This window comes from Enterobacter sp. CPE_E890 (genome assembly GCF_046521475.1).
GTDB classification, from domain to species: domain Bacteria; phylum Pseudomonadota; class Gammaproteobacteria; order Enterobacterales; family Enterobacteriaceae; genus Enterobacter; species Enterobacter adelaidei.
Genome location: NZ_JBKFZW010000001.1, coordinates 1,986,038 through 1,999,094 on the forward strand (window position 1 = coordinate 1,986,038; position 13,057 = coordinate 1,999,094).

A 13,057-nucleotide genomic window follows, 5' to 3' on the forward strand; every position below is an offset into this window, starting at 1 on the left:
GATAATTCCCTGGCATAAGGAACCTTTCATGGAACACCTCCCGGTAAAAACGACGCTGCGCATTGCGCTGGTTGGCGATTACAATCCTAATGTTATTGCACATCAGGCGATTCCGCTGGCCATTGACGACGCCGCCGCAGTCCTCGACCTCACCGCCGATTACGACTGGCTTGCCACGACCGAACTGACCAGTCCTGAAGATCTGGTGGGCTACGATGCCATCTGGCTGGTTCCTGCAAGCCCCTATAAAAACACGGAAGCTGCCTTTATCGCTGCACGCTACGCCCGTGAAAACAGCATTCCGTTCCTCGGTACCTGCGGTGGGTTCCAGCATGCGTTGATTGAGTATGCCCGTAACGTATTGGGCTGGAGCGATGCGGCACATGCCGAAACGGATACCGAAGGCACCATGGTGATTGCGCCGTTGGCCTGTTCGCTGGTGGAAAAAACCGATGCCATTGAGCTGCGTAACAATACGCTGATCGCGAAAGCCTATGGTAAGCCGGAAATTGAAGAGAGCTATCATTGTAACTATGGCGTATCGCCGGCGTTTGCACAGGCGCTCGAAAACGGTGATATGCGCGTGACTGGCTGGGATGATCAGGGTGAGATCCGCGCCGCAGAGTTGGTTACCCACCCCTTCTTTGTGATCACCTTATTCCAGCATGAGCGTGCGGCACTGGAAGGTCGCCCGGTGGTACTGGTACAGGCGCTGCTGCGCGCGGCGCGTGGCTAAAAAAGCAGGCCCGACGGCCTGCCACAATGTTTAACGGGGCGTGATCTCCCGGTCACGCCCGGCGAGCATACCGCAGATGGCCATGACCACCGCAGCCAACGCGCAGCCCAGAAGCGGGATGCGCCAGTCTCCCGCAGTATCGTGAATTTTTCCCATCAATGGTGGACCGCAGGCAGCGAGTAGATAGCCAATTGACTGCGCCATACCGGATAACGCCGCAGCCTGGTGTGCAGAGCTGGCGCGCAGGCCGATGAACGTCAGGCCGAGGATCATCGTTGCGCCGGTGCCAAAGCCGAACACCAGTGTCCACAGGACAGCCATCTCAGGTACAAACCACAATCCTGCCACGCTGACTGCACACATCAGAGCCACAACCCCGGCGATTATCCGCTGATCCTTCAGACGATGGAGGATCAACGGCACAGCAAGACCGGGTACGGCGGTGGCGAGCTGTAACAGACCATGCACCGAGCCGGCCTGTGCTTCGCTGTATCCGTGGCTGAGTAATATCGCCGGCAGCCAGCCGATGATGACATAGTAAATCAGCGAGTTAATCCCCAAAAACAGCGTCACCTGCCAGGCGAGAGCAGAGCGCCAGATCGCGCGATTATGCAACGCCCCAGCGCCCGTTACCGTCGCGACGTGTTTTTGACGCCACTGTGGCAGCCAGAGCAGCAACGCGATCAGCGGAAACACCATCAGCATCAGCAGTGCGCCATGCCAGCCAGCGTCACCTTGTGCCAGAGGAACAATCAGCGCAGAGCCTAACGCCGCAGAGACCCCCATCGTCAGGGAATAGGCCCCGGTGAGACGGGCTACCTGACCTGGAAAATCACGTTTAATTAATCCCGGCAGCAGAACATTCCCCAGCGCAATACCGCAGCCAATCACCGCAGTACCCGTGAAAAGCAACGTTGCCGAGGGCAGGGAGCGAACCGCAATCCCGGCGCAAATCAGCAGCAGGGCAATAAACAGGCTTCGCTCCATGCCGATACGCCGGGCGACACCTGCGGCGAGCGGGGAGACAAGCGCAAAAGCCAGCAGAGGCAGGGTGGTCAGCAGACCGGTTTGTGCCGTGCTTAAGCCATAATCAAGGCGAATAGCGTCGAGCAGCGGGGCTGCCCCGGTGAAGGTAACGCGCAGCGTGGTGGCAATCATCAGGATGCCTGCAATCAACAGCGCGCTTTGTTTTCCAGAGATGCGAATAGCAGTTGTCATTGTGTTCTCATACGTTCAAGCGAGGGCACACAATACCGATTTTCTCAGTGGTTGAAATCAGGCTAAAATGACAGTTTATCGCTAATATCGGACAACATGATGATCGGTCTGGGACTGGATGGCTACGATCCTGATAGCCAGCACGATGCGGCCGTCGCGTTCCGCATTCGCGTGGTGGCGGAGGAACAATATATTCCATTACATCATCACCGTAAGGGACAGCTGATTCTGGCCCTTGGTGGCGCTATCACCTGCGAAGTGGAAAATGCCATGCTGATGGTACCGCCTCAGTATGCTGTCTGGATCCCCGGCCAGATGCCGCACAGTAACAGGGCTACGCCGGGAGCACAGCTCTGTTTTTTATTCATTGAACCCGGTGCTGCCAGTTTGCCCGATCGCTGCTGCACCCTGAAAATCTCTCCCCTGGTACGGGAACTGATTTTATCTCTGGCAGAAAAGTCGCGTGAGCAGCTTCATCTTGCGGCTACGTCACGCCTGGTGGATGTCTTATTTGATGAACTGCCGCTGCAGCGTCAGGAGCATTTGCAGTTACCCGTTTCACCTCATCCCAAAATCCGGCTGATGAGTGAGAAGATGGCGGAACAACCTGCCGCCTGGCAGACGCTGGCACAGTGGGCGAGCCACTTTGCCATGAGCGAACGCAATCTGGCGCGGCTGGTGGTGAAAGAAACCGGTTTAAGCTTTCGCCGCTGGCGTCATCAGCTGCAGCTAATTGTGGCGCTACAGCATTTGATTAGCGGGAAGTCGGTACAGCAGGTGGCACAGACACTGGGCTATGACTCTACCACCGCATTTATCACCATGTTCAGGAAGGGGCTTGGCCAGACACCGGCACGTTATATGGCTAACCTGACTACGACTTCCCAATAAACAGTGAGACCAGCCCCGCTGCAATCAGCGGGCCCACTGGCACGCCGCGAAAAAGCGCTACACCCAGCACGGTTCCCACCAGCAGACCCGCCACCAGCGAGGGCTGACTGCTCATCAGCGTGACGCCACGCCCCCCCAACCACGAGACAAAAATACCGACCGCAATCGCCACCAGCGATTTCCAGTTTACAAACGAGTGCAGCAGCGTTGAGGCAGGCAGCGTACCGCTGGCAATGGGAGCCATCACACCAATGGTAAGTATGATTATCCCGATAGTGAGGCCTTGTTTTTCTATCCACGGGAAAAAGGTGTTTAAGGGCGTCACGCGCACGATGATAAGCACCAGAATCGAGATGGCGACGGTGGTGTTATGGCTGATAAAGCCGAGCGCGGCGAGCGCCAGAAGAATGAGCAGAGTAGGGTCAAACATAGGGAATCCTTGCCAAAAAAATCATCCTGCTTACTTTACGCGGAAAAACGGCGGAGGACAGTTTTTAAAAGATCTCATCACTGTCATAACCTTGTCATTTCCGCGGATTAAAACGAAGACAGAAATCGCAAAAGGGGTCGCTATCATGAACGATCACATGTTTGTTGAGACGTTAATTATCTCCTCGTCGTTTTTCGCAATTGCCGTTATTCTCGTTGCCTCTGTTCTGTTTCTGGAAAGAAAAGGCTGACAGAAATGCCAGCCTGTGTGATTAGGCCTTATGGAACGTCACAAGCTCAGGACGGGCGATACGCAGATAATCCTGGGTATCCATAATCACAGATTTATCCAGCAGACCGGCGTTGAACGCGATCTCGTCAAAACGCTCGAACAGCAGCGGGTCGGCAACCAGCGTCAGATCGGGATGGAAGCTGAAAGGCGGGATAGCGCCGAAAACGCAGGCGGTCAGAGTATCAACTTCGGCCGGGCTGGCGAGAGACGCTTTTAATCCGCCAAAATGGCTGGCAAGCTGGCTCAGGTCGGCCTGCAGATCGGCGGCCAGGATCGCCAGAACGTGTTTTTTTACACCGTTTCCCTTTACTTTGCAGACCAGAGCTTTAGCTCCTTGCCTGAGATCGGTCCCGCGAATTTCACTCACCGCCTCACATTTCCCGACCGCCTCGTGCTTCATGACGCGAAACCGCGCGCCCTGTTCGGTGAGTAAAGCGATCAGCTGCTGGTGAGTCCCTGTCCCAATAACGTCATCAGACATAACGATTTTCCCGGTGATAATTCAGTATGCAGTTTTCTACATTAGCACGGGATGAACGGGGTCGAAAGAAAACAGCCAGCGAATTCGCTGGCTGTAGGGTCAAGCATTGCTGGTTGCAGACTGCTTGTGGAACAGCTCCCTGAACACCGGATAGATGTCATCCTGGTCACGGATATGCTGCATGGCAAAGTTATCGAACATAGATTGCAGATGTTCATACTCCCGCCACAGGGTCTGGTGCGCACGACGGGTAATTTCGATATAGCTGTAGTAACGCACGACGGGCAGAATTTTCTTCGCCAGAATTTCATGACACAGCGGCGAGTCATCTGCCCAGTTATCGCCATCCGAGGCCTGCGCGGCATAAATGTTCCACTGCGCCGGGTCGTAACGCTCTTTTACCACTTCATCCATTAGCTTCAGTGCGCTTGATACAATGGTTCCCCCGGTCTCCTGGGAGTAGAAGAACTCATGCTCATCTACCTCTTTGGCCTGCGTGTGGTGGCGAATATAGACCACCTCCACGTTCTTATAGGTTCTGCTCAGGAACAGGTAGAGCAGAATATAAAAACGCTTCGCCATATCTTTGGTGGCCTGGTCCATTGAACCGGAGACGTCCATCAGACAGAACATCACGGCCTGGCTGGACGGCTCCGGACGTTTTTCGTAGTTCTTGTAGCGCAGGTCGAAGGTGTCGATAAACGGCACCCGATCGATCTTCGCCCTCAACTCAGCAATCTCTTTACGCAGGCGCTCCTCTTCCAGCAGTTGTGCCGGTTCCGTGTTTTCCACGACTTTCAGGTTGCTTTCGAGTTCGCGTAGTTCGCGACGTTTACCTGCCGTCATGGCCGTGCGTCGCGCCAGTGAATTCTGCAATGAACGCACGACGCTGATATTGGCGGGTACGCCATTGGCGGTATAGCCCGCGCGATGGGTTTTGTACTCGTTAAGCTGACGATGCTGATTCTTTCTCAGATTCGGCAGCGCCAGATCCTCAAACAGCAGGTCGAGATATTCATCTTTCGAAATCTGGAAGACAAACTCGTCCTGACCTTCACCATCCTGGCTGGCCTGTCCCTGACCGCTTCCTGAACCACCGCCGCCGCCCTGAGGACGCTCAATTCTGTCGTTCTGAACGAAGTGGTCATTACCTGGGTGTACGCGATGGCGCAGTCCGCCACGCCCCTGATGAAACATCGGTTCGCTGATGTCATCGGTAGGGATGGAGACAGATTCGCCGCTGTCGACGTCAGTCACCGAGCGTTTGTTGATGGCCTCGGAGATAGACTGTTTAATTTGCGCTTTATAACGGCGCAAGAAGCGCTGGCGGTTCACCGTGCTCTTGTTTTTGCCGTTAAGACGCCGGTCAATAAACCAGGTCATATACCCCCCGTACTGCATTTGCCAACTTGCATTTTGTAGGCCCGGTAAGCGCGAGTGCTTACCGGGCACTTGTTTTAAGACGATTTACGCACACGCAGATACCATTCGCAGAGCAGACGAACCTGCTTGCGGGTGTAGCCTTTTTCCATCATACGGTCGACAAAGTCGTCGTGCTTTTTCTGCTCATCGGTTGAGGTTTTGGCGTTAAACGAAATAACCGGCAACAGCTCTTCGGTATTGGAGAACATTTTCTTCTCAATAACCGTGCGCAGTTTTTCGTAGCTGGTCCAGTTCGGGTTACGTCCGCTGTTATGCGCTCTGGCGCGCAGCACGAAGTTCACAATCTCGTTGCGGAAGTCTTTCGGGTTGCTGATCCCGGCAGGCTTCTCGATTTTTTCCAGCTCTGCGTTCAGGGATTCACGGTCAAACAACTGGCCGGTATCCGGGTCGCGGTACTCCTGATCCTGGATCCAGAAGTCAGCATAGGTGACATAACGGTCGAAAATGTTCTGCCCGTATTCTGAATAGGATTCCAGGTAGGCCGTCTGGATCTCTTTGCCAATGAACTCGGCGTATTTCGGGATCAGGTAGCCTTTCAGGAACTCAAGGTAGCGTTCAGCCTGTTCCTGCGGGAACTGCTCACGTTCGATTTGCTGTTCCAGTACATAGAACAGATGAACCGGGTTAGCGGCCACTTCCGCATGGTCGAAGTTAAAGACGCGGGAGAGGATCTTAAACGCGAAACGCGTAGACAGACCGTTCATCCCTTCGTCGACCCCTGCGTAATCACGGTATTCCTGATACGACTTCGCTTTCGGGTCGGTGTCTTTCAGGCTTTCACCATCGTAAACGCGCATTTTCGAGTAGATGCTGGAGTTTTCCGGCTCTTTCAGGCGCGACAGGATGGAGAAGCGTGAGAGGGTCTCCAGAGTACCGGGCGCGCAAGGGGCATGTACCAGCTCACTGTGGTTAAGCAGTTTCTCGTAAATTTTGATCTCTTCAGAGATCCGCAGGCAATAAGGCACTTTGACGATATAAACACGGTCAAGGAACGCCTCATTATTTTTGTTGTTACGGAAGGTCACCCATTCTGATTCGTTTGAGTGTGCCAGAATGATGCCGTTAAACGGCAGGGCGGAGATACCTTCCGTCCCGTTGTAGTTCCCTTCCTGGGTGGCCGTCAGCAGAGGATGCAGCACTTTAATCGGTGCTTTAAACATCTCTACGAATTCCATGATCCCCTGGTTTGACCGGCACAGGGCGCCAGAATAGCCATAGGCATCCGGGTCGTTTTGCGCAAAGTTTTCCAGCTTACGAATATCGACTTTCCCCACCAGGGCTGAGATGTCCTGGTTGTTCTCATCGCCGGGTTCCGTTTTGGCGATGGCAATCTGTTCCAGAATGGATGGCCACACTTTCACTACGCGGAATTTGGTAATGTCGCCACCAAACTCATGCAGACGTTTTGCCGCCCACGGCGACATAATAGTGCCAAGATAACGACGCGGGATGCCAAATTCTTTATCCAGAATTTGCGCATCTTCCTGCGGGTTAAACAGACACAGCGGATGGTCATTTACCGGGCTGCGTTCTCCGTTCGCACTCAGCACATAAATAGGGACGCGCTGCATCAGTGATTTCAGGCGTTCAGCCAGAGATGATTTACCACCCCCCACTGGACCCAGTAAATAGAGGATCTGTTTCTTCTCTTCCAGACCCTGGGCGGCATGCTTCAGATACGAGACAATCTGTTCGATGGCATCTTCCATACCATAGAACTCTTCAAACGCCGGATATCGGGCGACCACCCGATTCGAAAAGAGACGGGAAAGCCGGGGTTCCAGGGCAGTATCAACCATGTTTGGCTCACCAATAGCCATTAATAGCCGTTCTGCCGCATTGGCATAGGCACTGCGATCTTGCCGACAGATGGTAAGAAACTCCTGCAGTGTGAACTCTTCGTCCTTGGCAGCTTCATAGCGCTGGCGATAGTGATCGAATATATTCATGGCATGCCGTCCTTTCGTTTTTTAGCACAGGATAAGAGCCGTTCGTATGAGTAGTGGAGGCTCCCGGAAGAGAATCTCTCGCACCTCACTGCCAGAGCAGCAACCTGTGTGCCAGGTCAGACGCTAAGAACCGCAGGGTGTTCAGGAAAACTCTTCTTAAATTAAAGCGTAGATGGCATTTGCAAAACTTGCATGCCGATAAAATCTAATTTCAATGACATATCAATAACTCATCCAAAAATTTCCATTGCCGATATAAGTCATAAGGGCATTCTTCACCTGGTGGTCATATAAATGAAAACGGCCTGTCATCTGAAAAATGAAAAATAACGGGTTAATCAAAGTGATTAGCAGGCAAAAAATTTGGGGAAGTACGGGTCTGGCGGTTACACTTCACCCGCTGATTATTTGACTACAGGAAAGAATGGATTGTGACCAAACTCAAACTTCTGGCATTAGGCGTACTCGCCGTAACCGCAGTTAGCACCGCACAGGCGGAAAGTCAGTGGACGGTTGGGGCGGGCGTTGGCGTCATTAACAGCCCATACAAACAGTATGACCGTGATCTTTACCCCGTTCCGGTTGTCACCTATGAAGGCGATAATTTCTGGTTCCGCGGTCTGGGCGGCGGCTATTATCTGTGGAACGATACGGCCGATAAGCTCTCGATCATGGCCTACTACGATCCGACGCACTTCAAACCAGGTGACAGTGACAGTCACGCCTTGCGTCAGCTCGACAAGCGTAAGAGCACCATGATGGCCGGTCTCTCTTATGTGCATAACACCCAGTATGGCTTCCTGCGTACCGCGCTGGCGGGAGATACACTGGATAACAGCAACGGCTTTATCTGGGATCTGGCGTGGCTTTATCGCTACACCAACGGTGCGCTGACCCTGACGCCAGGTATTGGTGTGCAGTACAACAGTGAGAACTACAACGACTACTACTATGGCGTCTCTAAAAACGAGTCCCGTCGTAGCGGTCTGAAAAGCTACAGCGCAGATGATGGTTGGGATCCGTACCTGGAGCTGACCGCGAGCTACAACTTCCTCGGTGACTGGAACGTATACGGTACTGGTCGTTACGAGCGTCTGAGCGACGAAGTGAAAGATAGCCCAATGGTCGACAAGTCCTGGGCGGGCATTTTCTCTGTTGGTGTGACCTACAAGTTCTGATTGTGCATTAATACGGTGCAGTCAGTGCATCAAAACGGGGCGCGAGCGCCCCGTTTGCTTTATAGCGGTGCAGCGGGATTAGCGCTTAACAATGCGAATGGTTTGCCCTAAACGAGATGGTTTTTCTTCGCTGGCTTTCTGCGGCGTCGTCACGCAAGCCGTTTCTACGCAGACGAAGGTTTTGTAACCATCGTCAGGTACGTCTGCCATGCTAACAGAAAGAGCCGGACCTGGGTTCCAGCCCACCACGTCGCTGTGATGGTGGTGAACCACTTCAATTCCGCGGTTCAGGGCTCCGTCGTGGATCACGCTGCACGCTTCCGGATGCTGATATACGCGGTCGGTACGATCAGGGAACGTTTGTACCCCGTCGCTGAGCTTGCCTTCTTTGGCGTTGTCCACTTTGTCGATAAAGGTATCGCCAAGACCGCTCACCTTCACTGCGTTGATATCACCCACGTTGAAATAGGTGTGCAGGGCAGAGGTGGTTTCGAACTCGCCATGTGCTTCCAGTTCAATTTCACAGGTTTTAGCCAGCTTAAAGCGGGCGTAAAGGGTGAAATCGTGCGGCCAGAGGGCGCGGGTTTCATCATTAGCCTGCAGCTCAAAGGTCAGCACTGCGCCGTTGTCATCTTCATTATGCGCTTTCAGCGTCCATTGCTGGTTACGGGCAAAACCGTGAGAAGGCAAACCCGGTTGCGCGGACGGGCCGAACCACGGCCAGCAGATCGGCACGCCACCACGGATCGCGGCCCCTTTTTTGAAAGAGGTTGCATCACTCAGCCACAAACCTTCAACTTCTCCTTCAGGTTTCCAGGAGAGGAGGTGGGCGCCGTTCAGCGCTACGGAGGCTTTTACGCGCGGATGGTCAACGACGATAATATCGGCACCGTCGATCTGACGGCGGGAGAGCACAGGGGTAAGTTGTTCGACTACCGGAAGTGCAAAAATTTTATTAATCATTACGCAATCCTCTGTCTTTAAAGCAATAAAAAAGGCGACCGTAGTCGCCTTTTTGGATCAAGCACTCATCCCAACTTATTTGGAGATGTGAGCGATCAGGTCCAGTACTTTGTTAGAGTAGCCGGTTTCGTTGTCGTACCAGGATACCAGTTTAACGAAGTTGTCGTTCAGTGCGATACCAGCTTTAGCATCGAACACAGAAGTGCACACTTCGCCGTTGAAATCGGTAGATACAACGTCGTCTTCGGTGTAGCCCAGAACGCCTTTCATTGCGCCTTCGGAAGCAGCTTTGATTGCTTTCTTAATTTCTTCATAAGAAGCAGCTTTTTCCAGACGAACGGTCAGGTCAACAACGGATACGTTAGGAGTTGGAACGCGGAACGCCATACCAGTCAGTTTGCCATTCAGTTCTGGCAGTACTTTACCTACAGCTTTAGCAGCACCGGTAGAGGATGGGATGATGTTCTGAGCCGCGCCACGGCCGCCACGCCAGTCTTTGTGAGAAGGGCCATCAACGGTTTTCTGAGTAGCGGTGGTCGCGTGAACAGTAGTCATCAGACCTTCGATGATGCCGAAGTTGTCGTTGATAACTTTAGCCAGCGGTGCCAGGCAGTTGGTGGTGCAGGATGCGTTAGACACGATATCCTGGCCAGCGTAAGTTTCGAAGTTTGCACCACGAACGAACATTGGGGTGTTGTCTTTGGAAGGACCAGTCAGAACAACTTTCTTCGCACCCGCGGTAATGTGTTTACGCGCAGTTTCGTCGGTCAGGAAGATACCGGTTGCTTCAGCAACAACGTCAACACCGATTTCGTTCCATTTCAGGTTAGCTGGGTCTTTCTCAGCAGTAACGCGGATGGTTTTGCCGTTAACAACCAGGTGGCCGTCTTTCACTTCAACGGTGCCGTCGAAACGACCGTGAGTTGAGTCGTACTTCAGCATGTACGCCATGTATTCAGCGTCCAGGAGATCGTTGATACCAACGATTTCGATGTCAGAACGTTTCTGAGCAGCACGGAAAACAATACGGCCGATACGGCCAAAACCGTTGATACCTACTTTGATAGTCATATATTCCACCAGCTATTTGTTAGTGAATAAAAGGTTGCCTGTAAAATTACAAAAACCTTACGCAGCGTCAAGCGGAATCGTGTCAATCATTGCGACAAATCAATCCTGTGACTAACGTTTGTGCGACTGACTCGCCTCACTTTCCCTTTGAGCTTGCAACCAAATGGGGGCTGCGCCCGGGATTTTAAAGTCCTCACAGGATAAAAATGTGAACAAGATCACAATTGCCTGACCGCTTTTTCGCGACACATAAGTTTAGAACAAAAGTGCACGCAAGGGTGTTAATGTTTTGTTAGAATCCGGGTTAAAAGATGTCTGTTTCTACAGCGAGATGTAAGCATATGTCGAACCAACGTAACCCTGACGATTTGAAAAAAAACCTCACAGAAATGCAGTTTTACGTGACCCAGAATCACGGAACAGAACCGCCATTCACCGGGCGTTTACTGCACAACAAACGAGACGGCGTCTACCACTGTCTGGTCTGCGATGCCCCACTGTTCAATTCCCAAACGAAATTTGATTCCGGCTGCGGCTGGCCGAGCTTTTATGAGCCGGTAAGCGATGACGCAATCCGCTATCTGACAGATTCCTCACACGGCATGGTGCGCACCGAAATTCGTTGTGGAAACTGCGACGCGCACCTTGGTCATGTCTTCCCGGATGGCCCTCAGCCAACGGGTGAACGTTTCTGTGTGAACTCAGCCTCTATGAGCTTTACCGATGACGAAAACGGCGACCAGATCAAAGGTTGAAAAAACGATTCAGCAAATTATTCCTTTGAAAAGGAGAGATCGTGAATATTGATGACATGATTAACGGTATGACGCCGGAAATTTATCAGCGTCTGGTTACCGCCGTAGAACTGGGAAAATGGCCTGATGGCGTTGCGCTTACCCCGGATCAAAAAGAGAACAGTTTGCAACTGGTGATGTTGTGGCAGGCGCGCAATAACACGGATGCGCAGCACATGACTATCGACACTCAGGGTCAGATGGTGATGAAGAGTAAGCGCGAATTGAAAGAAGACTTTGGTATCACGCCGAAGCCGATTGCGACAATGAAAATGCAATAACGGTGCGCCTCACCCAGCCCTCTCCCTGTGGGAGAGGGCTTGATTGACTCACTACTTGTGTGGGATCCCGAGCGACTCCGCCAGCTGTTTCGCTAGCAGGTTTTCGTCGTCAGCCCCGTACTCCCAGAACATCGCCCCGGCGAGACCTTTCTCTTTGATGTAGTCCGCTTTGATTGCAACGGAACGCGGGTTCTCATAGGAAATCGCAAACAGCGCGTTGCCATCGGTGCCCTTCACCGAGAGCCACGGCACTTTCGCCTGGTCGTCCCAGTGCTCGGTAAAACGCTTCTGCGGATCGTTCAACAGCTTCTTCACGATATCGTTGTACTTCACGTAAGTATCTTTGGTCAGGTCGTAGCCGAGAGACTTAAATAACCCGATCTCCTGAGCCCCAAAGTACGGCTGGGTGACAGGATTTTTTTGCGCATCCGGTTTGCTCCAGTCGATACCTGGTTCAACAGAGCGTTTCGGCACGCGGCCATAGAAACCGATCCCAAGGTTCATTTGCTGTGGCTTTAACCCGGCGGCAAGATAGTTGTTCACCACAAAATCGACGCTGTACTTGTCTGCGGCAGCCACCGTCGGCCAGGCGCTGGAATCATACAGATTGGCGTTGAAGTACTGTGTACCGTACGCCATGTCATAGGTCATCAGGTTGATGTAGTCGAGCAGGGGAGCGATGGCTTTGACATCCACCCAGTTTTTCGGACTTTCCGCATTGGCGCCTACCGCGATGGTAACCAGCTTTTTGTGCCCGAAGGCATTGCGCATCTCTTTCAGCAGGGCGGTGAAATTATCCCTGTCGGCAGGCGTACTGGCAACCAGCCCCCAGGCGCCGTTGACCGGATACTCCCAGTCGAGATCGATCCCGTCCAGACCGTATTTGTCGACAATCTCCTGTGCGGAGCGGATAAATACCGCGCGCGTTTCTTTGGTTGCCGCGGCGCCGGAGAAGCCACGCGCCCCCCAGCCGCCAACGGAGAGTAGCACTTTAAGGTTTGGATTTTGTTTTCGCAGGGCAGGGATCAGGGCCAGATCGGAAGCAACTTTTGGCGATAGCCAGATCTGATGCAATTTCGCCGGATCTTTCAGCGCGGCGTTGGTTTCGTCTTTTTCGTCGTTATAGACCAGACCGAACGAGTAGTTGAGGTGGGTGATCTGGCGAACGTCCAGTTTATTGATATCACCACCCGGTCCGGCGGTGACATCGCCACCCCCGTTAAAGTAGCCCACGGACATCAGGGGTGCGGCGGAAGCAAGTGACGCGCAAAGCAAGGGTAATGCTGCCAGCAAGGGCAAACGTTTCATACAAGTTCCTCTTTGACTTAATA

At 52.9% G+C, this 13,057-nt stretch carries 14 protein-coding genes; 6 read left to right on the plus strand and 8 right to left on the minus strand.

The features are described 5' to 3' along the window. Nucleotides 1-28: 28 nt before the first annotated feature. Nucleotides 29-736, plus strand: coding sequence for a CTP synthase (locus tag ACLHV9_RS09805; protein ID WP_108090181.1), 708 nt, complete (start codon nt 29-31; stop codon nt 734-736). A gap of 30 nt (nt 737-766) precedes the next feature. On the opposite strand, the gene ACLHV9_RS09810 is transcribed toward ACLHV9_RS09805, so the two are convergent. Beyond that, entirely contained in the window at nt 767-1,954 is a 1,188-nt protein-coding gene (locus tag ACLHV9_RS09810; RefSeq protein WP_108090180.1) for a CynX/NimT family MFS transporter, read from the minus strand. A 99-nt stretch (nt 1,955-2,053) separates the two neighbouring features. Here ACLHV9_RS09810 and ACLHV9_RS09815 point away from each other — a divergent pair, with 99 nt between their 5' ends. Further along, complete coding sequence (locus ACLHV9_RS09815; protein WP_108090201.1) at nt 2,054-2,845, plus strand: AraC family transcriptional regulator; 792 nt, start codon at nt 2,054-2,056, stop codon at nt 2,843-2,845. Here the strand turns inward: ACLHV9_RS09815 and ACLHV9_RS09820 are convergent. Then, the gene (locus tag ACLHV9_RS09820) at nt 2,829-3,275 is read right to left on the minus strand and encodes a DUF441 domain-containing protein (RefSeq protein WP_008500737.1); all 447 of its coding nucleotides are present in this window, start codon (nt 3,273-3,275) and stop codon (nt 2,829-2,831) included. The genes ACLHV9_RS09815 and ACLHV9_RS09820 overlap by 17 nt on opposite strands. 145 nt (nt 3,276-3,420) lie before the next feature. On the opposite strand from ACLHV9_RS09820, the gene yoaI reads away from it, so the two are divergent. Then, nucleotides 3,421-3,525 (plus strand): small membrane protein YoaI, encoded by a 105-nt coding sequence (yoaI, locus tag ACLHV9_RS09825; RefSeq protein WP_010430055.1) that lies wholly within the window; start codon nt 3,421-3,423, stop codon nt 3,523-3,525. Nucleotides 3,526-3,546: 21 nt separating this feature from the next. On the opposite strand, the gene ACLHV9_RS09830 is transcribed toward yoaI, so the two are convergent. The 3 genes from ACLHV9_RS09830 to yeaG form a co-directional block, all read right to left on the minus strand. Continuing rightward, nucleotides 3,547-4,047, minus strand: coding sequence for a YbaK/prolyl-tRNA synthetase associated domain-containing protein (locus ACLHV9_RS09830; protein WP_108090179.1), 501 nt, complete (start codon nt 4,045-4,047; stop codon nt 3,547-3,549). Between the two features lie 99 nt (nt 4,048-4,146). Further along, nucleotides 4,147-5,430: a YeaH/YhbH family protein gene (locus ACLHV9_RS09835; protein ID WP_028018994.1), complete on the minus strand. Its 1,284-nt coding sequence runs from the start codon at nt 5,428-5,430 to the stop codon at nt 4,147-4,149. Nucleotides 5,431-5,504: 74 nt separating this feature from the next. Further along, complete coding sequence (gene yeaG / locus ACLHV9_RS09840; RefSeq protein WP_028018993.1) at nt 5,505-7,439, minus strand: protein kinase YeaG; 1,935 nt, start codon at nt 7,437-7,439, stop codon at nt 5,505-5,507. 431 nt (nt 7,440-7,870) lie between these two features. On the opposite strand from yeaG, the gene ACLHV9_RS09845 reads away from it, so the two are divergent. After that, entirely contained in the window at nt 7,871-8,617 is a 747-nt protein-coding gene (locus ACLHV9_RS09845) for a MipA/OmpV family protein (RefSeq protein WP_028017180.1), read from the plus strand. 78 nt (nt 8,618-8,695) lie between these two features. Here ACLHV9_RS09845 and ACLHV9_RS09850 read toward each other — a convergent pair whose 3' ends face one another. Then, a complete protein-coding gene (locus tag ACLHV9_RS09850; RefSeq protein ID WP_108090178.1) occupies nt 8,696-9,580 on the minus strand; it encodes a D-hexose-6-phosphate mutarotase in 885 nt (294 codons plus the stop codon). 75 nt (nt 9,581-9,655) lie between these two features. Further along, nucleotides 9,656-10,651, minus strand: a complete 996-nt coding sequence (gapA, locus tag ACLHV9_RS09855; protein ID WP_014831506.1) for a glyceraldehyde-3-phosphate dehydrogenase — start codon at nt 10,649-10,651, stop codon at nt 9,656-9,658. Between the two features lie 341 nt (nt 10,652-10,992). On the opposite strand from gapA, the gene msrB reads away from it, so the two are divergent. Both msrB and ACLHV9_RS09865 read left to right on the plus strand, forming a co-directional pair. Beyond that, nucleotides 10,993-11,406 (plus strand): peptide-methionine (R)-S-oxide reductase MsrB, encoded by a 414-nt coding sequence (msrB, locus tag ACLHV9_RS09860; RefSeq protein WP_028017182.1) that lies wholly within the window; start codon nt 10,993-10,995, stop codon nt 11,404-11,406. Nucleotides 11,407-11,447: 41 nt separating this feature from the next. Beyond that, nucleotides 11,448-11,726, plus strand: coding sequence for a YeaC family protein (locus ACLHV9_RS09865; RefSeq protein WP_028017183.1), 279 nt, complete (start codon nt 11,448-11,450; stop codon nt 11,724-11,726). A gap of 51 nt (nt 11,727-11,777) precedes the next feature. Here the strand turns inward: ACLHV9_RS09865 and ACLHV9_RS09870 are convergent, their stop codons facing one another. Then, nucleotides 11,778-13,034 (minus strand): glycoside hydrolase family 18 protein, encoded by a 1,257-nt coding sequence (locus ACLHV9_RS09870; protein WP_108090177.1) that lies wholly within the window; start codon nt 13,032-13,034, stop codon nt 11,778-11,780. Between the last annotated feature and the right edge of the window lie 23 nt (nt 13,035-13,057).

What these genes read in the sequence shown, in the direction of transcription:
- ACLHV9_RS09810 (WP_108090180.1), bottom strand. Translation starts at nt 1,954, where the DNA reads ATGACAACTGCTATTCGCATCTCTGGAAAACAAAGCGCGCTGTTGATT.
- yoaI (WP_010430055.1), top strand. Translation starts at nt 3,421, where the DNA reads ATGAACGATCACATGTTTGTTGAGACGTTAATTATCTCCTCGTCGTTT.
- yeaG (WP_028018993.1), bottom strand. Translation starts at nt 7,439, where the DNA reads ATGAATATATTCGATCACTATCGCCAGCGCTATGAAGCTGCCAAGGAC.
- ACLHV9_RS09805 (WP_108090181.1), top strand. Translation starts at nt 29, where the DNA reads ATGGAACACCTCCCGGTAAAAACGACGCTGCGCATTGCGCTGGTTGGC.
- ACLHV9_RS09815 (WP_108090201.1), top strand. Translation starts at nt 2,054, where the DNA reads ATGATCGGTCTGGGACTGGATGGCTACGATCCTGATAGCCAGCACGAT.
- ACLHV9_RS09820 (WP_008500737.1), bottom strand. Translation starts at nt 3,275, where the DNA reads ATGTTTGACCCTACTCTGCTCATTCTTCTGGCGCTCGCCGCGCTCGGC.
- ACLHV9_RS09830 (WP_108090179.1), bottom strand. Translation starts at nt 4,047, where the DNA reads ATGTCTGATGACGTTATTGGGACAGGGACTCACCAGCAGCTGATCGCT.
- ACLHV9_RS09850 (WP_108090178.1), bottom strand. Translation starts at nt 9,580, where the DNA reads ATGATTAATAAAATTTTTGCACTTCCGGTAGTCGAACAACTTACCCCT.
- gapA (WP_014831506.1), bottom strand. Translation starts at nt 10,651, where the DNA reads ATGACTATCAAAGTAGGTATCAACGGTTTTGGCCGTATCGGCCGTATT.
- ACLHV9_RS09870 (WP_108090177.1), bottom strand. Translation starts at nt 13,034, where the DNA reads ATGAAACGTTTGCCCTTGCTGGCAGCATTACCCTTGCTTTGCGCGTCA.
- msrB (WP_028017182.1), top strand. Translation starts at nt 10,993, where the DNA reads ATGTCGAACCAACGTAACCCTGACGATTTGAAAAAAAACCTCACAGAA.
- ACLHV9_RS09835 (WP_028018994.1), bottom strand. Translation starts at nt 5,430, where the DNA reads ATGACCTGGTTTATTGACCGGCGTCTTAACGGCAAAAACAAGAGCACG.